This is a genomic window from Streptomyces sp. NBC_00162, from assembly GCF_024611995.1.
GTDB lineage: Bacteria > Actinomycetota > Actinomycetes > Streptomycetales > Streptomycetaceae > Streptomyces.
Map to the genome: position 1 here is coordinate 8217275 of NZ_CP102509.1, position 23418 is coordinate 8240692.

20 protein-coding genes and 4 pseudogenes are annotated in these 23418 nt (G+C 70.9%); 15 read left to right on the plus strand and 9 right to left on the minus strand.

Annotated features, from left to right (window positions below):
- The first annotated feature begins 85 nt into the window (after nt 1-85).
- Together JIW86_RS37920 and JIW86_RS41795 are read left to right on the plus strand one after the other, a co-directional pair.
- On the plus strand, nt 86-1588 hold the full coding sequence (locus JIW86_RS37920; protein WP_322975582.1) for an amidohydrolase: 1503 nt from the start codon (nt 86-88) through the stop codon (nt 1586-1588).
- Nucleotides 1480-1743 carry an amidohydrolase family protein gene (locus JIW86_RS41795; protein ID WP_322975583.1) on the plus strand — a complete coding sequence of 88 codons (264 nt, stop codon included), beginning with the start codon at nt 1480-1482 and terminating at the stop codon, nt 1741-1743. Before JIW86_RS37920 ends, JIW86_RS41795 begins: the two co-directional genes overlap by 109 nt.
- Nucleotides 1744-1821: 78 nt before the next feature.
- Here JIW86_RS41795 and JIW86_RS37925 read toward each other — a convergent pair.
- Nucleotides 1822-2070: pseudogene (locus JIW86_RS37925) on the minus strand (IS5/IS1182 family transposase); the annotation flags it as partial.
- A gap of 269 nt (nt 2071-2339) precedes the next feature.
- On the opposite strand from JIW86_RS37925, the gene JIW86_RS37935 reads away from it, so the two are divergent.
- From JIW86_RS37935 to JIW86_RS37960, 6 genes and pseudogenes are all read left to right on the plus strand, one after another.
- On the plus strand, nt 2340-2942 hold the full coding sequence (locus JIW86_RS37935) for a DUF6529 family protein (RefSeq protein ID WP_257558848.1): 603 nt from the start codon (nt 2340-2342) through the stop codon (nt 2940-2942).
- A gap of 163 nt (nt 2943-3105) precedes the next feature.
- Nucleotides 3106-5646: pseudogene (locus JIW86_RS37940) on the plus strand (alpha-N-acetylglucosaminidase); the annotation flags it as partial.
- A 518-nt stretch (nt 5647-6164) separates the two neighbouring features.
- Nucleotides 6165-7025 (plus strand): hypothetical protein, encoded by an 861-nt coding sequence (locus JIW86_RS37945; RefSeq protein WP_257558850.1) that lies wholly within the window; start codon nt 6165-6167, stop codon nt 7023-7025.
- Nucleotides 7026-7178: 153 nt separating this feature from the next.
- Nucleotides 7179-7673: a hypothetical protein gene (locus JIW86_RS37950; protein WP_257558852.1), complete on the plus strand. Its 495-nt coding sequence runs from the start codon at nt 7179-7181 to the stop codon at nt 7671-7673.
- Nucleotides 7673-8230: a DUF6236 family protein gene (locus JIW86_RS37955; RefSeq protein WP_257558853.1), complete on the plus strand. Its 558-nt coding sequence runs from the start codon at nt 7673-7675 to the stop codon at nt 8228-8230. Before JIW86_RS37950 ends, JIW86_RS37955 begins: the two co-directional genes overlap by 1 nt.
- A 274-nt stretch (nt 8231-8504) precedes the next feature.
- Nucleotides 8505-9104 carry a hypothetical protein gene (locus tag JIW86_RS37960; RefSeq protein ID WP_257559646.1) on the plus strand — a complete coding sequence of 200 codons (600 nt, stop codon included), beginning with the start codon at nt 8505-8507 and terminating at the stop codon, nt 9102-9104.
- Here the strand turns inward: JIW86_RS37960 and JIW86_RS41800 are convergent.
- Both JIW86_RS41800 and JIW86_RS37965 read right to left on the minus strand, forming a co-directional pair.
- A pseudogene (locus JIW86_RS41800) lies at nt 9101-9253 on the minus strand (darcynin family protein); the annotation flags it as partial. The gene JIW86_RS37960 and the pseudogene JIW86_RS41800 sit on opposite strands and share 4 nt — an antisense overlap.
- Nucleotide 9254: 1 nt before the next feature.
- Nucleotides 9255-10052 (minus strand): annotated as a pseudogene (locus JIW86_RS37965) (NAD(P)H-binding protein); the annotation flags it as partial.
- 3 nt (nt 10053-10055) lie between these two features.
- Between JIW86_RS37965 and JIW86_RS37970 the strand changes: the two are divergent.
- Nucleotides 10056-10640, plus strand: a complete 585-nt coding sequence (locus JIW86_RS37970; RefSeq protein WP_257558854.1) for a LysR substrate-binding domain-containing protein — start codon at nt 10056-10058, stop codon at nt 10638-10640.
- 338 nt (nt 10641-10978) lie between these two features.
- Nucleotides 10979-11323, plus strand: a complete 345-nt coding sequence (locus JIW86_RS37975; RefSeq protein WP_257558855.1) for a hypothetical protein — start codon at nt 10979-10981, stop codon at nt 11321-11323.
- An 81-nt stretch (nt 11324-11404) separates the two neighbouring features.
- Here JIW86_RS37975 and JIW86_RS37980 read toward each other — a convergent pair whose 3' ends face one another.
- Nucleotides 11405-11749, minus strand: a complete 345-nt coding sequence (locus JIW86_RS37980; RefSeq protein ID WP_257558857.1) for a YybH family protein — start codon at nt 11747-11749, stop codon at nt 11405-11407.
- Between the two features lie 326 nt (nt 11750-12075).
- Between JIW86_RS37980 and JIW86_RS37985 the strand changes: the two genes are divergently transcribed.
- The gene (locus JIW86_RS37985; RefSeq protein ID WP_257558862.1) at nt 12076-13572 is read left to right on the plus strand and encodes an IMP dehydrogenase; all 1497 of its coding nucleotides are present in this window, start codon (nt 12076-12078) and stop codon (nt 13570-13572) included.
- 482 nt (nt 13573-14054) lie between these two features.
- Here JIW86_RS37985 and JIW86_RS37990 read toward each other — a convergent pair whose 3' ends face one another.
- From JIW86_RS37990 to JIW86_RS38005, 4 genes are all read right to left on the minus strand, one after another.
- On the minus strand, nt 14055-14798 hold the full coding sequence (locus tag JIW86_RS37990; RefSeq protein WP_257558864.1) for a hypothetical protein: 744 nt from the start codon (nt 14796-14798) through the stop codon (nt 14055-14057).
- Nucleotides 14759-15859, minus strand: a complete 1101-nt coding sequence (locus JIW86_RS37995) for a hypothetical protein (protein WP_257558865.1) — start codon at nt 15857-15859, stop codon at nt 14759-14761. Before JIW86_RS37995 ends, JIW86_RS37990 begins: the two co-directional genes overlap by 40 nt.
- Before the next feature lie 266 nt (nt 15860-16125).
- Complete coding sequence (locus JIW86_RS38000; RefSeq protein WP_257558867.1) at nt 16126-17043, minus strand: hypothetical protein; 918 nt, start codon at nt 17041-17043, stop codon at nt 16126-16128.
- The gene (locus JIW86_RS38005; RefSeq protein ID WP_257558869.1) at nt 17040-17471 is read right to left on the minus strand and encodes a hypothetical protein; all 432 of its coding nucleotides are present in this window, start codon (nt 17469-17471) and stop codon (nt 17040-17042) included. Before JIW86_RS38005 ends, JIW86_RS38000 begins: the two co-directional genes overlap by 4 nt.
- A 60-nt stretch (nt 17472-17531) precedes the next feature.
- Between JIW86_RS38005 and JIW86_RS38010 the strand changes: the two genes are divergently transcribed.
- From JIW86_RS38010 to JIW86_RS38025, 4 genes are all read left to right on the plus strand, one after another.
- Nucleotides 17532-18737 carry a hypothetical protein gene (locus tag JIW86_RS38010; RefSeq protein ID WP_257558871.1) on the plus strand — a complete coding sequence of 402 codons (1206 nt, stop codon included), beginning with the start codon at nt 17532-17534 and terminating at the stop codon, nt 18735-18737.
- A gap of 1009 nt (nt 18738-19746) precedes the next feature.
- Complete coding sequence (locus JIW86_RS38015) at nt 19747-21057, plus strand: CHAT domain-containing protein (protein WP_257559603.1); 1311 nt, start codon at nt 19747-19749, stop codon at nt 21055-21057.
- A 125-nt stretch (nt 21058-21182) separates the two neighbouring features.
- Nucleotides 21183-21479, plus strand: a complete 297-nt coding sequence (locus JIW86_RS38020) for a hypothetical protein (protein ID WP_257558872.1) — start codon at nt 21183-21185, stop codon at nt 21477-21479.
- A complete protein-coding gene (locus tag JIW86_RS38025) occupies nt 21476-22579 on the plus strand; it encodes a tetratricopeptide repeat protein (protein ID WP_263862081.1) in 1104 nt (367 codons plus the stop codon). Before JIW86_RS38020 ends, JIW86_RS38025 begins: the two co-directional genes overlap by 4 nt.
- Nucleotides 22580-22801: 222 nt before the next feature.
- Here the strand turns inward: JIW86_RS38025 and JIW86_RS38030 are convergent, their stop codons facing one another.
- Nucleotides 22802-23308: a hypothetical protein gene (locus JIW86_RS38030; protein ID WP_257558873.1), complete on the minus strand. Its 507-nt coding sequence runs from the start codon at nt 23306-23308 to the stop codon at nt 22802-22804.
- Between the last annotated feature and the right edge of the window lie 110 nt (nt 23309-23418).

A 23418-nucleotide genomic window follows, 5' to 3' on the forward strand; every position in this document is an offset into this window, starting at 1 on the left:
GACCTCACCCCCTCTCCCTCACCCCGTCGGCCTCTCCCACCTGTCACCAGCCCCTCACCAACGTGTCACCAACCGGAGCCCGCACATGCGCCATGCAGATCTCGTCCTCCTCAACGGCACCATCTGGACCGCCTCCCCGGTACGCCACCGGATATCGGCGCTGGCCGTCACCGGCGGCCGGATCACCGCCCTCGGCACCGACCGGGAGATCCGCGAGCACATCGGTCCGCGTACCGAGGTAACGGATCTCGGCGGCCGGTTCGTACAGCCCGGGTTCACCGACGCACACGTACATCCGGTGATCGCCGGGATCGGAATGCTCGGCTGCGATCTGAGCCCGGGCCGTACCGCCCTGGAGTACCGCGCCACGATCGCGGCCTACGCCGCCGCCCACCCCGAGGCCCCCTGGATCCAGGGCAGCGGTTGGTCCTTCGACGCCTTCCCCGGCGGTCTGCCGCACCGCGACCAGCTCGACGACATCCTTCCCGACCGGCCCGCCTACTTCCCGGTCCGCGACGGACACTCGGCGTGGGCCAACTCGCGCGCCCTGGCCCTGGCCGGACTGGACCGGCACACACCGGATCCCGCGGATGGCCGCATCGAACGCGACGCCGCGGGCGAACCCACCGGCGTACTGCACGAGGGCGCCATGATGCTCGTCGGGACGCTCGCGCCCGCTCCCTCGGCGGCCGAGGCCCGCGCCGGACTCCTCGCTGCCCAGGAACTGCTGCACTCGCTCGGGATCACCGGCTGGCAGGACGCACTCGTCGGCGCGTACGCGGGCTTCCCCGACCCCCTCGACACATACCTCGCCTGCGACGCCGACGGCTCGCTGACCGCCCGGGTACGCGGAGCGCTCTGGTGGGAACGGGACCAGGACCTCGGCCAGCTCGACTCGCTGCTCGCCCGCCGCGAGAAAGCCGCCCAAGGCCGGCGCTTCACCGCCGGCAGTGTCAAGATCATGCAGGACGGTGTGGTGGAGAACTTCTCCGCCGCCATGCTCGAGCCCTACCTGGACTCCTGCGGCTGCCCGGGCGACAACGCCGGGATCTCCATGGTCGACCCGGCCTTGCTCCGCGAGGCCGTGATCGCCCTCGACGGGCACGGCTTCCAGATCCACTTCCACGCTCTCGGCGACCGGGCGGTCCGCGAGGCGCTGAACTCCCTCGAGGCGGCCGTGGCCGTGCACGGCCACACCGGCCTGCGCCACCACCTGGCCCATCTCCAGGTGGTGCACCCCGACGACATCCCCCGTTTCCGCACACTGCGCGCCGTCGCGAACATGCAGCCGTTGTGGGCCGCGCACGAACCCGCCATGGACGAGCTGACGTTGCCCTTCCTCGGCGAAGAACGGGGGCGGCGCCAATATCCGTTCGGAGCCCTGCACGCGGCTGGTGCGGTGCTCGCGGCGGGCAGCGACTGGTTCGTCTCGAGCCCGGACCCATGGCACGGCATCCACGTCGCCGTCAACCGCCAGGTGTGGGCCGAGGAACTGGGCGAGCCGGATCTGCGCCCCCGTTCCTGCCCGAGCAGCGGCTCGCCCTCACCGACGCCCTCGCCGCGTACACGGCCGGCTCGGCGTGGGTGAACCACCAGGACGAGGCCGGTGTGATCGCCGTCGGCCGCCTCGCCGACCTCGCGGTCCTGGACCGTGACCCCTTCGCCGTCGCCGCTGCCGACCTGCACTCCATCCGCACAGCGGAGACGTACGTGGGCGGTGTACGGGTCTACAGCGCGGTCTGAAGGGGTGTTGCAGAAGTCCGTCTCGGTCAGGCCGGAGTGGGTTTGACCTGCTGCGGGGCGGGACGATCAGCCCGGTGCCGATGAAGGCGCCGTCCGAGCTGAGGCGCCGACCAGGCGGGTGTCAGCGTCGATGATGACCAGCACGTTCGCCGAGAAGCGGTAGTTGGGGGAGGGGGCTCCCACCTGCCGTTCGCGGACCGGGATGAGTGTGCCGTCCACGATCCACAAGTGTTCGGTGTCTGCGTCGGGCCGCGGCACCGGCTCCAGCGCAAGCAACGGCCGCAGCCGCTGGCTGACCCGGCAGACCGTCGCCGAAGGGATCCCGAACGGATGTGCCACTGCCGCAGGTCCCCGGATTGCGCTCCGTCCCCCTGATCGATCCCACGCCGCTGTACGCCTGGTCGCTGCTGTGGCGCTCCGGAAACGGACACCCGGCGCTGAACTGCCTCGAGATCGACGCCGCCCACGCCGCGTGCTTCGGCCGCGCCAACGAGGAGTCGAGGTCGCTACGGCCGCGTCGGCCGCCATCTGCCGGACCAGGCGAGTACAAGGGATGGCAAACCGCCAACCCTCAGCGTTCCGAGACGAGGAGCACCATGTCGCACGCCCGGCCCGCTTTGCGCCGCCCGGAAGCCGGGCTCGCTCTCGCACTGGCGTTCGTGGCTGCCGCCGCGGTCTTCGTCGCCGTCTTCCTGTTCGGCCGGGCGAACACGCCGGACTACACCGCGACACTGTTCGGCCAGGCGAACACCGATGCCGTGCGTCTCAAGGCACAGCTCGCCACCGGCGTCCTGGGGCTGGCCGCTCTCCAGCTGCTGCTGGCGCTGTGGATGTACCGCCGGCTGCCCGGGGTGCGCCGGGTGCCGGGCCCGGTGTCCATCACCCACCGCATCGTCGGTGTGGTCCTATTCGCCCTCACCGTCCCGATCGCGGTGCACTGTGTCCAGGCGTATGGCGTGCAGCTGACCGGCTCGCGTGTGGCAGTGCACTCGATCGCGGGCTGCTTCTTCTACGGGGCGTTCGCCGCCAAGGTCCTGCTGGTGCAGAGCCGTCGCCTGCCGGGCTGGGCCCTGCCACTGGCCGGGGGCGCGCTGGTGGTCGTGGTGGTGGTCCTCTGGTACACGAGTGCGCTGTGGTACTTCAACGGAGACAGCGTGCCGGCGCTGTCGCTCGGACACCCCCACCTGCCACCGGGGTAGATGTGACGATCGGACGAGCGCCGAAGACCGGCGCCTATCGGATGACGGTCCTTGACACACCGTACGTGTCGCCGCCCCATGTGCCCTGTTCGTACCGGTCCGAGCCGTTAGCCTGCGCTCCGCGGATCTGCCCGTCGTCACCCGAGCACCACGGAGAATTCAGATGGACATGCTGTCGAGGCGTGCCCTGCTCGGTGCGGTCGGCGCGGTGGGACTGTCCACGGGAGCGACAGACTTCGCCCCGGCACCCGAACCCGTGGCGGCGGGCGTCACCGTGCCGCCGGCTCCCCGTACCGGCCCCGCCTCGGACCTCGCCACGGCGTACGAGGCACTGCACCGCCTGCTGCCGCGCCACGCTGCCCAGTTCGTCCTCCGCGTCGTGGCAGCCGCCGGGCGCGCCTACCACGCCGACCACTTCCGCGTCAGCGGCCACGACGGCCGTATCGAGGTCAGCGCGACCGGCCCCGCCGTCCTCCTCACCGGCGTGCACTGGTACCTCAAGTACGTCTGCCGCACCCACCTCTCCTGGGCCGGCAGCCGCATCGACCACCTCCCCGACGTCCTGCCCGCTCCGGCCCGCCCGCTCGAACGGTCCGCCACCGTCCCCCACCGCTTCGCCCTCAACGACACCCACGACGGCTACACCGCCCCCTACGCCGACTGGCCGCACTGGGAACGCCTGATCGACGACCTGGCGCTGCACGGATGCAACGAGGTGCTCGTCACCGTTGGCCAGGAAGCCGTCTACCACCGCGTGCTGCTGGACTTCGGCTACTCCGACGCCGAGGCCCGTGCCTGGCTGCCGGTCCCTTCCCACCAGCCGTGGTGGCTGCTGCAGAACCTCAGCGGCTACGGAGGCCCGCCCTCCCGCGAGCTCATCGCCCGACGCGCCGCACTCGGCCGGCGCATCACCGACCGTCTCCGCGCGTACGGCATGCACCCGGTCCTGCCCGGCTGGTTCGGCACCGTCCCGGACGGCTTCACGCAGCGCCACCCCACCGCCCGCGTGATCCCACAGGGCACGTGGTTCGGGATGCGCCGCCCGGACTGGCTCGACCCCCGCACCCCGCCCTTCGCCGATCTGGCTGCCGCCTTCTACCGGCACCAGCGCGAACTCCTCGGCGACGCCGCCCACTTCAAGATGGACCTGCTGCACGAGGGCGGCAGTCCCGGCGACGTGCCCGTCGCCGACGCGGCCCGCGCCGTGGAGCGTGCCCTGCAAAGTGCCCACCCCGGCGCCACCTGGGTGCTGCTCGGCTGGCAGCGCAACCCGGTGTCCGCCCTCCTCGACGCCGTCGACAAGAGCCGCCTGCTCATCGTCGACGGCCTGTCCGATCTGGACACCGTCACCGACCGGGAGCGGGACTGGCGCGGCACCCCGTACGCCTTCGGCACGATCCCCAACTTCGGCGGCCGCACCACCATCGGCGCCAACACCGACCGCTGGACCGCCAAGTTCCCCGCCTGGCGGGACAAGCCCGGCAGCGCGCTCGCCGGCACCGCCTACCTGCCCGAGGCCACCGGTGGCGACCCGGCCGCCTTCGAGCTCTTCAGTGAGCTGGCCTGGCGTACCGAGACCATCGACCGGACGGCGTGGTTCGAGCGGTACTCCGAATTCCGCTACGGCGCCCCGGACCCCGCCGCACGGACCGCGTACGCCGCACTGGCCCCCACCGCCTACCGGCTGACCAGCCGTGACGGCCGCCCGCACGACTCCCTCTTCACCCGCCGCCCCCGCCTGCACGCTTCCTCCGCCACCGCCTTCGCGCCGGCCGGCTTCGACCGGGCCTTCGCCGCCCTGCTCGACGTGGCACCCGCGCTGCGCGACAGCGACACCTACCGCCGCGACCTGACGGACCTGGCCCGCCAAGCCCTCGCCAACCGCTCCCGCACCCTCCACGAGCCGCTGCGCACGGCATGGCTGAGCCGGGACACCGCCACCTTCCGCGCCGTCGGCGCCCTCTGGCTGAAACTCATGCGGCTGAGTGACACCGTGGCCGGCTGCCACCGGTCCTTCCTGCTCGGCCCCTGGCTGGAAGCGGCCAAACGGCAGGCCAGCAGCCCCGCCGAGGCCGCCGGACTCGAACGCGCTGCCCGCGCCCTGATCACCACCTGGGCCGACCGGTCCGCCGCGGGCTCGCTGAACAACTACGCGGCCCGCGACTGGCACGGCCTGATCGCCGGGCTGCACCTGCCGCAGTGGGAGGAGTTCCTGTACGAGCACGCCGAGGCCCTGGCCGGAAACCGCCCCGCGCCGCCCTTCGACTTCTACCCGCGCGAGGAGGCATGGACCCGGGAGCAGGGCCAGCGGCACCCGGTCCGCCCGACGGGCGACGCGTACCGGACAGCCCGCACGGTGTACGAGACCCTGGCCGCCGCCCCCTACCAGGGCTCCACCACCGTCACCCTGGAACCGCTGGCGCTGGCCCCGGGCGGCACCGCCACCCTGACCGCCACCTTCCGCAACCGCAACGGCCTGCGCGCCACCGGCCCCGTCGACCTCGTTCTCACGGGCCTGGCCGCCACCCCGCTCGGTTCCACCTCGACGCCCTCCGTCCCTCCGGGCGGCAGCATTTCGGTCTCCTGGCACGTCGCCGCCCCGTCGGCCCCTCTCCAGCCGCTGCCGTACACCCTGCGGACCCGGTACGGCCCGGCCGGCCGGCCCCCGGTCACCGTCACCCAGCACGGCATCGTGCCCGTGGCCGCCGGCGCGGGCCTGGCCGGACTGAAGGCAGGCCGGTGAACCGGGAGGCCGGAACCGAATCCCCGGCGCGGCTGTCGGTGACCCGTAGCGTGCGAATCGACATATACCGTCAGTCACCATGGCCGGGGCGACATTGCTGGAGGCGTCATGAGTGAGCGGCCGGTCCTTCTGCCCTACGCCGCCCAGGCGGCTGAGCACCCGCCGACAGCGGCCGCCTTCGGAGATCGGCCTACACCATCACGGACACCGTGCCCCGGATTCCGAACAGCGACTTCCCGTAGATCTCGGCGGCCGCGCGGTAGGCGTGGATCCGCAGGCACGCCCGGCCTCGCGGCTCGGCGGAGCGAGTCGCTGACCGCCTCCAGGGCGAACTTCGCCCCGGCGTACGCGCGGTACGTGGCCATGGCGAACTTGCGCTTGCTACTTCGACGACCTCGGCAGGGAGCGCCGGTTCCTCGCGGATGCGGCGCCCAAGCGTTCGACTTCGCCAGTCTGGTGACATCAGGGACGATCCCCTCATGGATCTTCCAGGAATCTCTTCCGCTGCCGCGGTGGGTGTCGCGCTGCTTGCGATACCCGTGAACGTGCTCGTGGTGCGCTGGCAGGTGCGCGCGGCAATGAAGGCAGCGGATTCAACGCTCAGAGCCGGCCTCGCGCAGGCTGATGGTGCTTACCGGTCGGCTCTCGAGCAGAGCCGGTCCGCTCACGAGCAGTGGAGGAGGGGCATCCGAGAGGACACGTGGTCCGCGTATCTCCTGGCGACGACGCGGTACGGGGATGCAGCAGCCAGCCTGTACGAGGCGACCGATGACCAGGTCACTGCTGGCGAGGAGAAACTGGATGCCGCTGCCGAGGTCTTCCAGGAGACGTTCCTTCGGGTCGAGCTCGGGGGCCCCAGGCCGATTATTGAACTGGCCAACAGCCTCAGCGAGGAGCTGAGGACGCTCGTCGACCTTCGAACGTCCCTTGCGCCGCGGAATCGCGCCTGGCAGGCCTTTCTGGGGCTGCTCTTGGAGGGGGCAACTGGAGAGGAGCCCAGCGCCGCGCGGATTCAGGAGGCCTTCGATGCCATGGAGGCACTCCGGTGGCAGGTGCGCCAACCCCAGGAGTGGACGCGCGTGACCCCGCCCGGCGCGGAGATCACGATGCTTGTCGACGCGAACGGCGATGCGTTGACACAAGCCGTCCATCGCGTCGAAGAGGCATTGCGATCCACCCCAGGCCTCACGGACGAACACCGCCGAGAACTCCTGGCCATGGCAGAGGAGGACAACGCGCTTCTCACGGACAGCTACTTCGGCGAGTGGACCGAGCGCGTCGCCACCGCACGTGCGGCCTTCCTTGCCAAGGCTCGTGAGTACCTCGGGGATGACCACTGATCTGTGGATCCGCTTCGCTCTGATGGGCCGCTGACCAACTCCCCTTGAGGCTGGAGAAGTGGCCGGCGGAGGTGGGCACGCCGGGGACGTCCAGGCTCTCTGCGGGATCGGGCTCGCGATGTGCCCCGCGTCGCTATCGTTGTTCCCCGGTCGATGGTGATGTGGGCCCTGGGGGATGGTCTGATGGGCGTATTGCTGTACTACCCGACGGTGAATCCACCGACGGAGATCGTCCACCAAGCCCTGCTGTATTGGGATGGTCTCGCCTCGGTGGTGCCGCGGGATCCGCGGGTGTATCAAACCGTGGCGAGCGAGGAGCTGCGGCGGCTGGAGGGGCAGGGTCTGTACCGACCTCTGGCCTTCGCGGAGGGCTCCCTGGACATGCTGGAGCGGCCTGCTGACAGTTGGAGTCCTTCCTGGCTCAGGGGCGAGACGTCGTCCTTCCTGGCACAGGAGTTGCGGCGCATCGCGGCGAGCCCAAATCCACCGCGGCCCACGTCGCCGCCCGAAGCGGTTCTCTACACCACGAAGGCCAGCAGCTGGCTCCAAGACCTGCTGGTTGAGCTCGGACTCGTGAGTGACGACGAACGACTGACGATCTCGTTCGCCGTGTCGAAGGAGAGGTTCAGACGCTGGTCATCGGAGTGATGGCCCGCGAGCTCGCCGTCAATCCCGACATCGCGCTGTTCCCCTATACGGACAGCGAAGACGCGTTCCGTAGAAGTCACCGCCCCACCTCCGCCACTGGCCACCTGGCTTGGGAGATGGAGCTCGGCCGGTTGCTCCCCGTGCCCGCGCCGGGCACGCCAACGACTGACGTCCTTGTCTTCCGGGAAAGGTACGCGGACGAACGGATCCGGCTCATGCGCGCTCTGCACCGGATGCTCGGCGATCTACGCCGCGACTACGAGCACCCCGCGGACGTCTTCGCGCAGCTACGCGTGGAACTCTCTCAGGCAGTCGAGGACTACCGCAGCGCGCGCCGTGGAAGCCGCATGGCCTGGGTGCACCGTTCGGTCACGGTCTCGATCGCCATCGCTGCCGCGGCGGGCGGTGCGCTGCTGATGCCGAACGTCGGATGGCTCCTCGGCGCGGTCAGCGGCTATGCCCTGAACGTGGCCACTCGCGAGATCCGCCCGCTCGCCCAGACCCGGGACGAGCACGATTACAGCTATCTGTATCGGGTCGAAAGCGGCTTGTCATGAAGGACCGACGGAGGTTGGCACGATGAGCCTGGCGAGCAGGATTCCGCGCAGGGCCCGGCTGGAGCCCGGGAGGCCCTGGTTGGTCCACGTCCTGCTGGAAGGCCGACAGGGGTGGGGGGATCGCATCCCGATCGACCGCGAGAACAGCACCCGCCTCGGGGAAGGAGAAGGGCCGCCGCTCCCCGCACCCACGTGGGGCGACATCGATCGCTGCCTCGCGGAGAAGGACTGGGCGCGCACGGAAGTCGTACCTGCCGCTACCCCCGAAGGGGGCATGGAGTTCAACGTAGGATGGTTCACTCCGAATGCGGGCCCGAACAGGCGAGACGTATGGGCCGCCGCTGAACGACGGCGGCCGGATGCTGTCGCGGTGTCGTTGCCACCGGCCGAAGTGGGCGACATACGGCGAGCTCTGGAAGCCTTGGCGGGTGGCGCAGGCTATTCCGGAGATGCTGAGCGCGCCGCTGCGGTGATCGCGCGTATGGACGAGGCCGAGGCGGTCACCGTACTGCTCCCTGCCGACGACAAGGTGCTTCAGTCTCTCCTGGGTCAGCCTGCTCGCTGTGGGGTACACGTCAGCGAGGACTCGGTGCAGGCCTTGGACAACCTCCGGCGTCACCTCGCTCTGGCACGCCCCGTCACCGGAACCTGGTTCCGCGTCCGTGACACTCTCCAGGACGCTTTGCGTGAGACCCTGTCCCGTCCCGGCGCGGAGGGGCTTGCTGCACGCGACGAACTGATTGACGTTGTCAGCAGATTCGTCGATACGTATCGGACTGCTACGGCGGCGGACGACGTGGAACAGTGTCGGCTGCAAGCAGAACGGCCGCAGCCAGATGACCAGACTCCGCCACTCGGCCCGGCCCCACTCTAGGCACATGCAGACCACCGACGCCCTGGCCGGTGGATGCCGGCGCGTGGGGGTTCGAGGCCGTAGGTTCGGGCGTAGCCGTTCTCGGTGCCGACGAGGAGGTCGATGACCTCGAAGTAGCGGTCCCAGAACGGGGTTTCGCGCAGTGCGTCTGTCCGGGGTGCGAGCGATGCCGGCGTCGAGGCCCTCGTTCTTGGCCCGCTTCATGTCTACGAGGCCCTGGACGAATGCCTCGTTGAGGCCGTGGCCGACGAGGGTGGTGTACAGCTCGCCGAGCGGCTGGCGTTCGTAGCGGACGGGGCGGCCCAGCTGTTCGGTCATGATGCGGGCCAGGTCGTTGGGGGACAGGTCCTGCGGCCCGAGGACCGGGACGCTGTCGGTGCCGGTCCACGAGCGGTCCAGCAGCAGGCCGGCGGCGGCGGCCGCGATGTCGGCGACAGCGACGAAGGGGGCCTTGCGGTCGGCGTCGACGGAGTCGGTGAAGACGCCCTTCTCGCGGATCGAGTCGGACTCCTCCAGGAGGTTCTCGAAGAAGGACGGGTTGGCCAGGGCCCGGTAGGCGACGCCGGTGTCGGCGATGAGGTCGTCCATGGCGAGGGAGGCGGTGACGAGGCCGGCCCGGTCGGCGAGCGGGGTGCCGCGGCCGAGCGCGGAGACTCCGACGACATGGCCGACGTCGTGGGAGGCGAGCGCCTTGACGGCGGGACGGGTGAAACCGCTGTAGGCGTCCTGCGGGGTCAGGGAGGCGTCCGGGGGGACGAGCCAGAAGACGGCGTCCGCACCCTCGAAGGCCCGGTCGAGGACCTCGGCCTCTGCGTGCGATCCGGTGACCACCTCGACGCGTCCGCGCACCGCGACCGGAAGTCGGGCGGGATCGCGCACGATCACGCGCAGTTCCTCGCCCGCGACCGGGGCGGACTCCAGGACCCCCGCCTGGTCCGGGCCGGACAGACCATGGTTCCCACCCCACGCGCCGAGGCCCTGCGCGAGGAAGCCGCCACAGTCGTACGCAGTCTCGGAGCGCTGCTCAGCCCTGGCGCGAGCGTCGACCCCGCCAGCCTCCGCAGCACCTTCACCCTCCAAGCCGCCGACCTGGTCGGCGCGGCACTGGCCCCCGGACTGCTGCACCCGGCCCAGCGGGAGGCGCCGGGGGTCGCGTTCCGGATCGGGGCCGAAGAACTGGAAGCCGGACCCGCCCTGCGCGATGGCCGGATCGACCTGGAGATCGGATCCATCGACCACGTGGACCCCGAAACCCGGGTCGAAGAACTGCTCAGCCTCCGCATGGTGGCGGCCGTCCGGCCCGGCCATCCGCTCACCGAAGGGCCGCTGACCCCAGCCCGGCTTGGCTGCCGCCCAACACGTCGCGGTCGGCCGCCGAGGCCGGTTCACCGGTCCCCTCGACACCGCCCTGGCCGAGCAGAACCTCCACCGGCGGGTCAGCGTCGTCCCCCCGGCCATCTGGCCGCGATGACCCTCGCCAGCCGCAGCAACATCGTCTGCCTCGTACCCGCCGCACTTCCCGGCGCTGCCCCGTAGCCCCTCACCCACCACGCCAGCGCCCTCGGACTGCACCTCCTCGACATTCCCCTGGCACTGCCACCACTGACCATCGGCATGGCCTGGCACCCCCGACACACAGCCGACGGAGCCCACCACTGGCTCCGCAACGCCGTCCGCCGGACTCTCTGTACACCGACAGCAGCTTCTGAGATCACCAACGTCGGAGCTCGGAAGGCAAGCTGAGTCATCGTCCGACTCCTACCGACCCGCCCCAGCGGCGTGGGCAGCGTTCCTCGCCGACGTCGCAGTTACCCGTTCGCAGTCATGCGCGTGCCGTACCGCAGCAGTCCAGTTGCCTGCGCCAACCTGGTGCCATGGTGATGTGGATCCGCACGTACGACGAGGCCTTGGACCTGTGGCAGTACTTCGAGGGCGACGAGGAGGGGTGGGTTCTCCGGCAAGTGGACGTGCGAGGCGATGACGGCACCCCCGTGACCGCCGCCTCCCTGGAGGAGGTTCTCCGGTATCAGGAGCGCGCGGACACCGCGACTCTGGGCCGTTACGAACAGCGGTACGGCCTCGTTGCCGAAGGCAGGCTCATGGGATGGGACGAGGCGCTGCGGTCCGGCGCGATCTCGGCCGAGGAGTTCGAGAAGGTATGGCTGGACGCCCGGCGGACCCTGGGTGCCACCGCACCGCCCCCGGGCACAGACGACTGACGTCCGCCCCGCGCTGCCGCAGTCAACGCAGGTGGGCTCCGCAGCACTTCTGTTGTCGCGAACTCACGAGGGGCGCGGAGGTCAGCGGGTGGGCTGGACGAACTCGGGCTGGTCGAGGAGGCGCAGCCAGCTTCCGTCAGGCTGGCGCCGGACGACCTGGGCCCGGGCGCCGGCCCCGTCCTTCGGCGGGGTCGAGGTGAGGGCGATGTCGCCGCTGATCAGCGTCGGCAGCGGTTGTTCCGGCTCGAAGCGGGGACGGTTGGCCAGCACCTTTTCCCACAGCGCGCGGATCGCCTCCCGGCCCACCGTCTGGCCGCCGGGCGGATAGGCCATCACCGCATCCTCTTCATAGAGTGCGGCGACCCCGGCCGCATCACCGGCGTTGGATCGTTCGACGAACAAGCGGGTGATGTCCTCGAGCCGCATGGCCAGAACCCCTTTCAAGGTCCGCTCGACGTGTTATGCCGGACGCGACCGGGCCGCGTACCTCGCGGCCCGGGCCGAGGAACTGACGCAACACCCGAGGGTGGCGGCTGTCGGTGACGTCCACGATTCGTGCAGCGGCCGAGTGATCGATAAGGTGCCAGATCACGACCGCACCCCCGTTCGATCAACGGGCCGGTCAGAGCTCTGCCGCAGCTGATGGCACCTCCACGGCTGTTCTGCTGATCTCTGCCTGCCCGGGCCCTGGGCCAGGGGGCGGTCCTCACGGCGGGGCAGTCGGGCCCCGGCCGACGGGTCAGGAGGAACGAGTGGCACAGATCATCGCCGAGGTCTCACGGACGTTCAACGAGTTTCTGCTCTTGCCGAACCGGACTCGGACCGACTGCTCGGCTGCGACGGTCGACTTGCGCACGCCCCTGGTGCGGCACATCGCGGGCGAGGCGTCGGCGATCGAGCTGCAGTCCCCGTTCACGTCCGCGATCATGCAGGCCGTCAGCACACCCGATCTCGCGATCGCGCTCGCGCGAAACGGCGGTTTCAGCTTCCTGCACCACAATCAGCCGATCCAGGACCAGGCTGCAGCGGTCCGCCATGTGAAGAACTTCAAGGCCGGGTTCGTCACCAGCGATACCAACGTCCGCCCCGACGACAGCCTGAGCCTCCTGGTCGATGTCATGCGCCGCACCGGTCACAGCACCGCCGCGGTCACCCACGACGGGACCGCCACCGGCCGGCTGCTCGGTCTGGTGACCTCCCGGGACTTCCATCCCCAGCGACATGATCTGGACGGACCGGTCAGTGGCCGGATGACCACTATCGCCGACCTGGCCCATGCCGGGCCCGACATCACGCTTTCCGAAGCCAACGCGCGGCTGTGGGACGAACGGCTGGACTGCCTCCCGGTGCTGGATACCGAGGGGCACCTGCAGCATCTGGTGTTCCGTTCCGACTACGCGGACAACAAGCGCTTCCCGAACCAGCTCGTGGACGTTGCCAAGCGTCTGCGTGTGGGCGCAGGTATCAACACCCACGACTATCAGGAGCGCGTCCCGGCCCTGCTGGAGGCAGGCGCGGACGCGCTGTGCTTCGACTCGTCCGACGGCTTCAGCGACTGGCAGGCGCAGGCTCTGTCCTGGGTGAAGAAGCACTATCCGGAGATCCCGGTCGGCGGTGGCAACGTGGTCGACGGCGAGGCGTTCACCTTCCTCGCCGAGGCGGGAGCGGACTTCGTCAAAGTCGGGGTGGGCGGCGGCTCCATCTGCATCACCCGGGACCAGAAGGGCATCGGGCGCGGGCAGGCCAGCGCTGTGCTGGACGTCGCGGCGGCCCGGGACGCCTTCCGGGAACGCACCGGCGAGTACGTGCCGATCTGCTCCGACGGCGGGCTGGTACACGACTACCACGTGGCCCTGGCGCTGGCGATGGGGGCCGACTTCGTCATGATGGGGCGTTACTTCGCACGCTTCGATCAGGCGGCCGGCGCGAAGCTGCCCACCCGTGACGGCTTTGTGAAGGAGTACTGGGGTGAGGGCTCGAACCGGGCACGCAACTGGCAGCGCTACGGCCAGGGAGGCCAGGGGCTGATCTTCGAGGAAGGCGTGGACGGCTACGTCCCCTACGCGGGCGACCTCAATGAAGGGCTCGCCCTGACCATCGCCAAGCTCAAGACCACGATGGTCTCCTGTGGTTCCACCACCCTGCCGGAGTTCCGGTCCACGGCCCGGCTGACCCTCGTTTCAGACCAGAGCTTCCAGGAGAGCCACGCCAACGTCAGCCTGAGGGACACCCCGGCGACGCTCTCCTGACACAGCGGCGGACAGCCGTGACCAGCAGTTCTTCCCGGGGGCTGGGCCGGGCAGCAGCGCTGGGTGACTTGGCCGGGCCACCGCGCTGCACGACCCCGAGGTCGGGTTCATGACTGCGTGTGACCCCACCCTGATCCACCACCCGATTGGTCTTGGAAGACAGACCCCAGGGGGTTCTCGCCCTCGGTCCGCCAGACGCCCAGCCTCTGGCGGACCAGGGCCCAGCCCTCCTCTCCCGGCGGAACTCCCAGTCGTACGGCCCGCCCATGGCGTAGGGGGAGGCGGCCGTCCCGGGCGCGGGATCGGTGGCAACTCGTCGTCTACCAGGCCGAACCCGCCACCCCAGCGCCCAGCCCTCGCCCTCCTCGGCACCCTCCACGCCACCGCGCAATGGCGTTGAAGTCTTCACTTCGCCGGTCTCATCGACCACCAGCACCGCCCGGTCATCGTGCAGGTGCTGCATGCCGTCCGGAGCGGTTTCTTCAAGCGCAGTTCGGCACCGCTTCGTCCACGAACGGAGTGCCCTTCACCGGCCCGGAGGTCTGACCATTGTTGTAGAAGGGGTCGGCCGAGGCGTAGTAGAGGTCGCTCCACGGGGGCGAACCGATGCGGTACCACCAGCTGTTGCCGTTCGCGACGGGGAAACCGCGCACCTTGCAGGTGATGAGGACCGAAGCCCCCGGGTCGATCCGTGGACCCTCCCGCCCACCCGCGTTGCGGTAGTCCGTCCAGGTGTGGGTGAGGCCGGCGACCGTTTCGGTCCGGCCTGCGGGAGCGGGCGGTGGAGGGTTCGGAGAGACGGGCGGTGGGGTCGGGCCGTCGCCGGTGTGGGACGGTCCCGGGGGCGGCGCGCTGGTCGTGGCGGGCGCGGTGGGCCTGGGCGGATCGGCCGGGCGGCGGGCCAACAGGGAGAAACCCGCGCCCAGTCCGCCCGCGTCCGACACGACCACCTGGTCCACGAACAGATCGGCGAACTGCCACTCGATGCCGTAGATGGTCCACCACCTTCCCACCACGGAGGCCTTCTTCAGGCCGTCCAGACGTGCCGAGAGCTGGTCCACCGTCGCGCGGTCCAGTTTTCCTGCGGCGACCTCGCGCAGGTAGGAGTCCTTGAGGCAGTCGCCGGCCGAGACGATGGTGTCGCGTAGCGACGCCGCCGACAGGTCGGGCGAGTAACTGGCCAACATCACGGTGCAGTTGCCCACCTCAGGCAGCTTCTTCCCCACCAGGAAGTCGGCTCCCTGCGTGGCGAAGTCCACGAAGAGGCTGCCCGCGGTCGGACCGATCCTGAAGCGGGACACCTGCGCGGCCGGAGTCCGAGGGATGCCGACCGAGGCCCGCCCGAGCGGCGGAAGGTACAACCGCCCCGGTCCCGCCAGGGCGTCGCCGAGCGCGTTCGCCCCGATCTCCTGGGCGCTCCCGCCCCCTCGTGCCACCGCCACTTCACCGGCGCCCCGAACTCCAGCACCATGCCGTACGGCCTGTTGTTGACCAGCTGTACGTCCAGGACATCGTCCTCCGCCTGGGCGCAGCCGCGTACGGCGACCGCTGCGTCCGCCGTGACCCCGTTGAGCGCGGCCACCCAGTCGGGCGCGCCCCCGGAACAGGCAGGTTGCCCGGCGCGGCGCTTCAGGGCCTGGCCCACGTTCTGGTTCACCCGGGCCCCGATGTCGACCCAGTTCCAGGAGAAGGGGTTCCACCAGGAGAAGTGCGGGATCTGGGCGATGATCATGCGTCGGGCGGCGTCGTACGTGGAGGCGTACGGCATCCACGCGCCGCTCTTCTCCTCGAAGGTGGACACCCCGTACGACCGCGACGTCTCCGTGCCCGCGTCAGCGGGTGGTGCGGGCACCGGGAACTCCAGGGTGAGCAGCCCATGGATGGCGTCGGCCGGCTCGGCGGTCAGTTCCACCGGCGCCGAGGTGGGCGTCAGTTCGTTCCAGGCGCCATCCGGCCGGTGACGGTACGTGGCCCGGATCGTCGCGCCGTCCGTCATGGCCCCGGGCGGGACGATCAGGTGCGCGCCCCCGCCCAGGTCGACGGTGGTGGTCGTGGCGGCCACGACCTTGACGGGTACCGGATCGCCGGGCGCGGCCGGGATCCGGGGGCCGGAATCGCGGCTGTCGGAGCCCGAGTCGCAGCCGATCAGGGCGCTGCCGCCGAGCAGGGCGACCGCGACGAGGAGGGCGCAGGTGGGGCGTCGAGCACGTCGGGGGTACGGGGAGCGTGAGCGGAGCCGGAGGCGCGGTGAGGAGGCTGGACGAGAAGGGCGTAAACGGATGCGCATGACGGGTACCCCTGTGGCGCGGACCGGCTGGAGGGTGGCCTGAAGCCACTAGGCAATCGTCAATGAGCCCTGTCGGCAAGCGATTTGACGGATGCTTTCCTCGTTGGTGTCGCTCTGCGGGGGGCGGGTTGAGCGCCTTCCTTCCTGTTCGGAGCAGGCGCCTGCGCGGGATGACTGCTCTTGCTGCGAAAGCTCCGGCGGAAGTGTGCAACTCCCTCATCACGCAGACTGGTGCGCCGCCCGGGCAGGTGGCCCGGAGCGTCACCTCAGGCCCGCAGGATCATGTTGACCTCGGCGGCCGTCGTGGGCCCGAAGGCATCGGGGCAGGCCACGCCCAGGCGCTCGGCCACGTCCCGTGCGTGCAGGTCCACGGCGCTCTCGGCCAGCGTGGCCAGCGTTTCGACTGCCTCGCGTGCCCGCCGCCCGGCTATCGGGATCAGCACCGCGGCCAGCGGCGCCGCGGGCCACCAGCCGGTGCCCGCTGCGATCGCCGCGTACCCCCAGGCCCAGGCGGCCAGCCGGGCCGCCGCCGCGTAGTTGTCCCGTACCGTCTGGATGTCACCACGCAGCTCACCGCTCGCCAGCGTCCACACGTGCGGCCAGACTTCGGCGAGGTCCAGGCCGTAGCGGCGGCGCACGCGGTCCGCCGCGTCCGCCATCCGCTGGGCCGGCCAGGTCGGCTGTGCAGGCCTTGTACCGGCGATCCGGTCCCGCCGGGCCTGTCGCCGCTCGACGGCGGGGAAGCGCCGTACCGTGGTTCCGCTCAGCAGCCGGTCCCGGGCCAGCACCAGGCCGGCCTCGGCCACGGCACGCGTGAGGGCGGCGTCGGCACGGTCCCACCGCCAGGCCCGCCACCGGGTCAGGGCCGCGACGTACCACCAGGGGCGCTCAGGAAGCCAGCAACGCTCCACGAACCGGCCTGCCGAGGCCGCGAGCAGCCCGGCGACGGCCGCACCGAGCAGGACCAGCGCCCCGATCACGATCAGACCCGCGAGCTCCTGGTTCGCCTTGTCCGTGGTGACGGTCCGCACGTACGCCCGCAGGTGCGCGAGGTCGAGGGAGTGGCCGAAGCGCTGGTGGTGCGCCAGGATCAGACAGGCGACGAACAGCAGCCCCGGTCCCAGCAGGACCGCCGCCCAGCGTTCGGCCGCTCTCTTCGACAGCTCCTGAAGCAGCGTGGTCATGGTCGGCCGGGCCCGGACCCGTCGAGTGGTACGGCCTCCAACGGCTGGTCCGCCAGAGCACACCGGCCTTGGTCGGCTTCGCCGCGCGTACACCGGGACAGCGGGCAGACATGCGCCGACGGCGTCCTTCGGGCGCCCTGTACACCGGGCAGCGCGCTGAAGGCACGGTCGGGGCGGGTCAATCCATGCACGCCCTGCGCTGCGAGCGCCTGCTCGATCGCATCGAGCACCTGTCGCATCCGCGTAGGCGCGTAGTCGGCGGACGTAGCCAGGGCGACGGCCTCGTCGAGCAGGTTCTCGGCGCCCTCCTCTTCCAGCAGGGCCACCAGCTGTCCGCCGCGGCCGTGTTCGCGGCACAGTCGTTCCACTCGCTCGGCGAGCTCGACCAAGGCCTCTTGGGTGAGTGCGGGACTCGCGGGATTCGCCACAACTTCAGTCTAACGGCGGTAATTTGAGTTGTTGTTCGCTTTGTGGATCGGGGGCGGGGCGTGCGCGCACAGTTGCTGGAGAGCCTCGGGGCGAGGATCAGGGCCGTGGAGCGCGGGGCCGACGGCGGGAACGTGCTGTCCCGCGAAGCGCTGAGCGAGGCGGTTGGTCTGCTGTCCCACCGCAGCCCGCGGGGCCTCGACCTGGAGGCCCTCGTGACGGCCGGGCTGCTGTTCTTCCACCGCGCGATGCGGCAGCGGCCCGAGCGGCGCCTGGTGGAGATGGCCGCCGCCGCGCAGCTGCTCGGCCCGGTCTACGCCCATGCCCCCCACCTGGTCCCCGGCCGCATCCGGACGTTCTACGCCGGCGGCAACGACCCGTGGGCGCACTTCTCGGCGGACACCGGCTTCACCACGGACCCGTACGTGTGGTGGGAGCTGCACCAGGATCCCACCGCCCGCTACCTCGACTCGGACGACCAGGCCGACCTCTCGCTGGCCATGGCGCTGTTGCGGCTGGCCCGCCTGTCCGCTGCGCCGTCCCATCCGCATCTGCCGCAGGTGCTGACCAGCCTGGCGAGCCTGCTGAGCCTGTACCGGGCCGCCACCGGCGACCTCGCGGTGTGTCGCGAGGCCGTCGAGGTGGGGCAGGCCGTGCTGCGCGAGCCGCCGCCCGGCGACCCCGCGCGCGTGCTCACCCTCACCAACACCGGCCTGGCCGCCGTGGAGCTGGCCCGGCGGCTGGAGGACCGCTCGGCCGCCGATCTGGCGGTCCGGTTCCTCCGGGAGGCGCTTGCCCTGAGCGACGACGAGAACGGCGGCGACAGCGTCAACCTCGGAGGCGCACTGGCGACCCTCGCCGGACTCGTGGACAACGACGAGCCCTTGTTCGAGGCGATGAAACTGTTCCACGCGGCGGCCGAGCGAGCCGGGAAGATCGCGGTGAACAACCTCAATTCGGCACTGGGGATGCTGCTGCGCCGGCCCGATCCGCCGTACGAGCGGCTGGCCGCGTTCTGCGCGGCGGCACTGGACCACCCCGGCCCCGACCGGTCCGCCGACGTACCGCTGCTGCGCGTGCTGAGCGTCGTCCGGCAGCAGCACGGCGAGGAGCGTGCCGACCTGGCCGCAATGCGCGAGTCCGTCGCCCTGTGCCGCCGCGTGCTGGTCGTCTCCGACGACCCGGAGGCCCGGGGAGGCCGCCAACAACGCCTCCAGTGCCCTGCGGCTGATCGCCCAGCGCACCCAGGACGTCCCCGCGGCCCGTGAGGCGATCGCGCTGGCCCGCGCCGCACTCGGTCATGTGGCGCACGCCGAGCGGCTGGATGAGACCCTCGCCCGCGCCAACCTGGCCACGGCCCACAACGTGCTCTTCGAACTCACCGGTGACCTGGAGGCCCAGCGGGAGGCGGTGTACGCGAGCAGGCACGCGGTCGAGGCCTTCGCCCCGGAGGAGCACGCCGAGCACGCCAAACTCATCGCCGCCCAGGCCATGATCCTGCATCGCTACGCCAGCCGGACGGGTGATACCGGGCTGCTGCGCGAGGCACTGAACGCCCAGCGCCGCGTTGCCGCGCTACCGGACGCCCAGGCTCGCCGGGTGAAAATGCTGTGCGGTCTGATCTCCATGCTCACTGATGCGTGGGTGCTGATTCCCAAAGAGCCGCTCAGCACCCTCGAGGAGGCCGTGCGCGCGGGCGAGAGCGCTCTGGCCCTGGTTGCCCCCGGGGACTACGTGGAGTCCTTCGTGCTCAACGAACTCGCCCGCGCCCAGCGGCTGCTGGGCCAGGCCGAGGCCGACCCCGGCCGGCTGCGCACGGCTGTCTCGCTCGCCGACCGGGCGCTGGCCCTTGGCGGTCACGCAGTGCTTGCAGCCCTCGTCGCCGCAGAGATCGAACGCGCCCATGCACTCGGCCACCTGGCCGCACTCGAGACCGACCCGACGGCGGCCAAGGAGCTGCGGGCGGCGTCCGCCGCCGGATTCACCCGCGCCCGGGACACCCCAGGCGGCCGGGCCGACGTGCGGATGCTCGCGGCTCTGCGCCAGGTGGAGGCCACCGACGTCACCGCGCCCGACGCCCTGGACCAACTGACCAAGACCGTCGACCTGCTGCGCCGGACCGTCACCTCGGGGCCCTTGTGGAACGACCGGGAACACGCTCTGCGCAGTTTCTCCCGGCTCACCGAACGCATCATCGTCACCGGGCTGGCCGCCGACGCCCCGGAACGCCTGGTCGCCCTGCTCGAACGCACCCGGGGACTACTGTCCGAGGACGCCATGGACATCCGGCGCGATCTGCACGTCCTGGATCCTGGGCAGGCGAGGGAAATCCGCCTGGTTGACGCGCGGTTACGGGTCCTTGACGCACGGGACCGGGCCGCGGCCGCCGACGACTTCGAACACCGCCGCGAACTCGACCGTGAACTGGCCGCCGAACGCGCCCGGCTGACCGAACACTGGTCCAGGCTGCGCGGTGGGGCAGCACCGGACGGCAACCCCGATTTCGCCGCGCTCGCCGCCGACGGCCCAGTGGTTCTCGTCGCCTCCATTGCCTCCGGCGGCTACGCGTTCCTCCTCACTGGAGACCCCGCCCGGCCCGTGCAAGTTCTCGAGCTCCCCGGCCTCGACCATGAGTCGGCCAGCGAGCGGGTTCTCACCTTTCTCACCGCACGCCACTTCGCCACGGCAGACACCTACCCTCTGCGCGTGCGCCAAAAGGCGCAGGCCGAGGTGCGCGACACTCTTGCCTGGCTCTGGACAGTCGCCGCCGGGCCTGTCCTTGATGCCCTCGGCCTGACCGCACCCCCGCAGAGCGGCCCCTGGCCCCGTCTGTGGTGGTGTCCGGTCGGGTTCCTCAGCTATCTGCCCTGGCACGCTGCGGGACCCCCGTCCGGCGAGGGGGTGCTGGACCGTGCGGTCTCGTCCTACACCGCGAGCCTGCGCGCCCTGGCCTACGTACGCCGCATGCCAGGCCCCCCGGCGCACCCCAGCACTCTGATCGTCGCCCAACCCGAGGCGCCCGGTGCCTCCCCGCTGCGCGGTATCACGGAGGAAGTGACCGCCCTGCGAGCCCTGTTGCCCGGTGCCACGCTCATCGCCGGGGCCGACGCCACCAAGGAGGCCGTCCTCACCGCGCTCGGCGACCACGACGTGGTGCACCTGGCCTGCCATGCCATGACCGACGTCCACGCCCCGGGCACCAGCCGCCTGCTGCTCGCGGACCACGAGAGCGCACCCCTGACCGTCGCCGAACTCGCCGCCCTGCACCTGCCCGGACGCCAGCTCGCCATGTTGTCCGCCTGCAGCACCTCCGAGATCAGCCCCGATCTGAGCAACGAGGCCCTGCACCTGACCGGCGCCTTCCAGCTCGCCGGTTTCCGCCATGTCACCGGCGCGCTGTGGCCCGTCAGCGACGCCACCGCGGGCGAGGTCTCCCGCACCTTCTACGCCCACCTCACCGGCTCCGGCGCCCATTCACCGTGCACCGACGAGGCCGCGTTCGCGCTTCATGCGGCGGTACGACAACTGCGTGCCGGGTACCGCGCCACGCCCACCATCTGGGCGTCGTACATCCATACGGGGGCCTGACCGATGACGAACCCGAACCCGAACCCGACAGTCGGCCCCCTCGAGAGCTTTCGCCGAGCACCCCGCCCGGGGAACTGCCCGCCAGACTGGCCGCGCTGAGCGGTGACGCCCTCGTCCTACTGGCCGTGGCGTCCTGGCTCGACTGCGACCCGATCCCCGTCGACCTGCTCTCCGTCCCCGCCGGCTCACCAGGCCCTGCCGCGCTGTCCGCCCTCGGCGCCGCCGGGCTGGTGACCTCCCGGCCGGACGGCGGCTTCACACTTCCCGAGGCCACTCGACGGGAGATGCACGCCCTCCTCGGCACAGAGGGCCGGGACCTGGCCCTCCGCATCCTCCAGGCACACCTGGGCGAACCCGGCTCCCCGGGGAGACCGCGCGCTGCCTGCACCTGCTGCCCCACCTCACCCGGTGGACCGCCTTGACCCGGCCCGAGGACGACACTCCGGAGGGGGCCACCTTCCTCAGCCGGGCCGTCGTGCTGCTGCTGGAGAACCGGATGGGGTCGGCTGCCGTCCCCCTGGCCGAGCGGGTCGCCCGAACCGCCGAGACGCATATGGGGCCGGACGCGCCCAAAACGCTGTCGGTGCAGGCCAACCTGGCCTCGGTGTACGACCAGGTCGGCGAACACCGGCGAGGTGCACGGCTGCTGGAGAAGGTCATCGCGTCCCGTACCGCGCAGCTCGGCCCCGAACACCCCGACGTGTGGGACGCCTACAACAACCTCGGCGGCATCTACCTGACCCTCGGCGAGTACGAGAAGTCCGCGCGCATCGTGGAGGGCCTCATCGCCCACCGCACCAAAGAGCTCGGGCCCGCCGACCGGCGCACCCTGATGGCCCGAAACAACCTTGCCGTCATCACCCGGCGAGCCGGGCGCCGCGACGACGCCGTCACCCTGTGGGAGGCGGTACTGCCCGAGTTCGAGGCCGCCCTCGGCGAGGACGACACGGACACCATCGCCGTGCGCGCCGCCCTCTTCCAGGCGCGCAAGGACCGCGGCGGCACAGGCCGGACCGCTGACCTCACCGAGGTGGAGGAGCGGATCGCCCGGTTCGCCGGATCGTCCGGCGAGCCCACCCAGGAGGCCGTCGCCGCGCTCGTCGAACGCGCCACGGCCCTACGCGACCAGGGCCGCTACGACGAGGCTGTCACCGGCTACCGGGAGGCCATCGAGCGGGGTTGCGCCGCTCTGGGTCCGGGACATCCGGTCATGGTCTCCGCACGCTACCGGATGGCGCACGCGCTGCAGGCGCGAGGAGATGCCGAGACGGCCCTGGCAGAGGCCGAGGAAGCCCTTGCGTTCGCGGACCGAAGCCTGGGACGTCTCCACTACGAAACCCTGATGGCGGCCGCCAGCGTGCTTTCGCTGCTCCTGCGGCTGGAGCGCCTGCAGGAGTACCAGGACCTCCTGGAGATGCGCCTGGCAGACGTCATCGAGCGGCTGGGCTTCGGACACCCGCTGGTGCGGGCACTGGCTGCGCGCCGGGCGTCATTGGCGCTCAACCGCCCGGTCCGGCCGTGACCGCGGCCGGGTCAGGGGCAGGGCCCGGCGGTGAACGAGCGGGCCACCCAACATGGACGCCCGGCTCCCGGAGTCACAGCGGAAGCCGGCAGACTCCGGAGCCTGACGTCGCGGGGCCTTCTGGCCGCATTCGCGAGCCGATCGTCTCCGCGCCTGGTCGATCGTCTGCGCCTTGTCCAGCTGCCTTGGCGTAGGGGCCCACGGGGCGGACCTATGGTGGACCTACTCGTCGAAACCGTCGGGGACCTTCCCGCAGGGCGCATGGATTCTGACGGCGAGCGTCCCGGTCGGCTCGTACCAGTCCACATCGACCTTGTCGCCGGTGCCCGGATGCTCGAAGCGGAAACCCATGTCGGAGATGTTCTCGCTGGTGAGCTTCCAGCCCTGTTCTGACAGTCGGCCGCGGACGCGTTCCTGGCTGGCACGAGCGGTGGTCCGCGGAACGTCCGTAGTACTCCAGTCGAGTCCAAAGCTGCGCACGTCCTGGCGAGCCTCGTCGATGTGAGCGACGGACCGGAGCCCGCGGTAGTAGCAGGCGCCCGTGTCCACGTTATGGGCCTCGAAGCGGGACCGCCCGTCCAGGTCTTCCTCTACGCGCTCGGCCTCCTCCCTGAGCCGCATGGCGACCACGTTCGGGTCGACCTCTGGGTACGGTTCACCGTTCCACAACCGGTACCCGCCCCAGGACATGGACAACAGGAGTGCGACGCCGCCGAGTACCAGCGCCATACGAAGGAGGCGCACACTCAAGCGGGGCGCAACTGCGCTGGTAGCGGGCTGAACAGAGCTCATGGTTTAGAGGGTAGGGGTGGGCGTGTGCGTCACATCGGGGCGGCTAC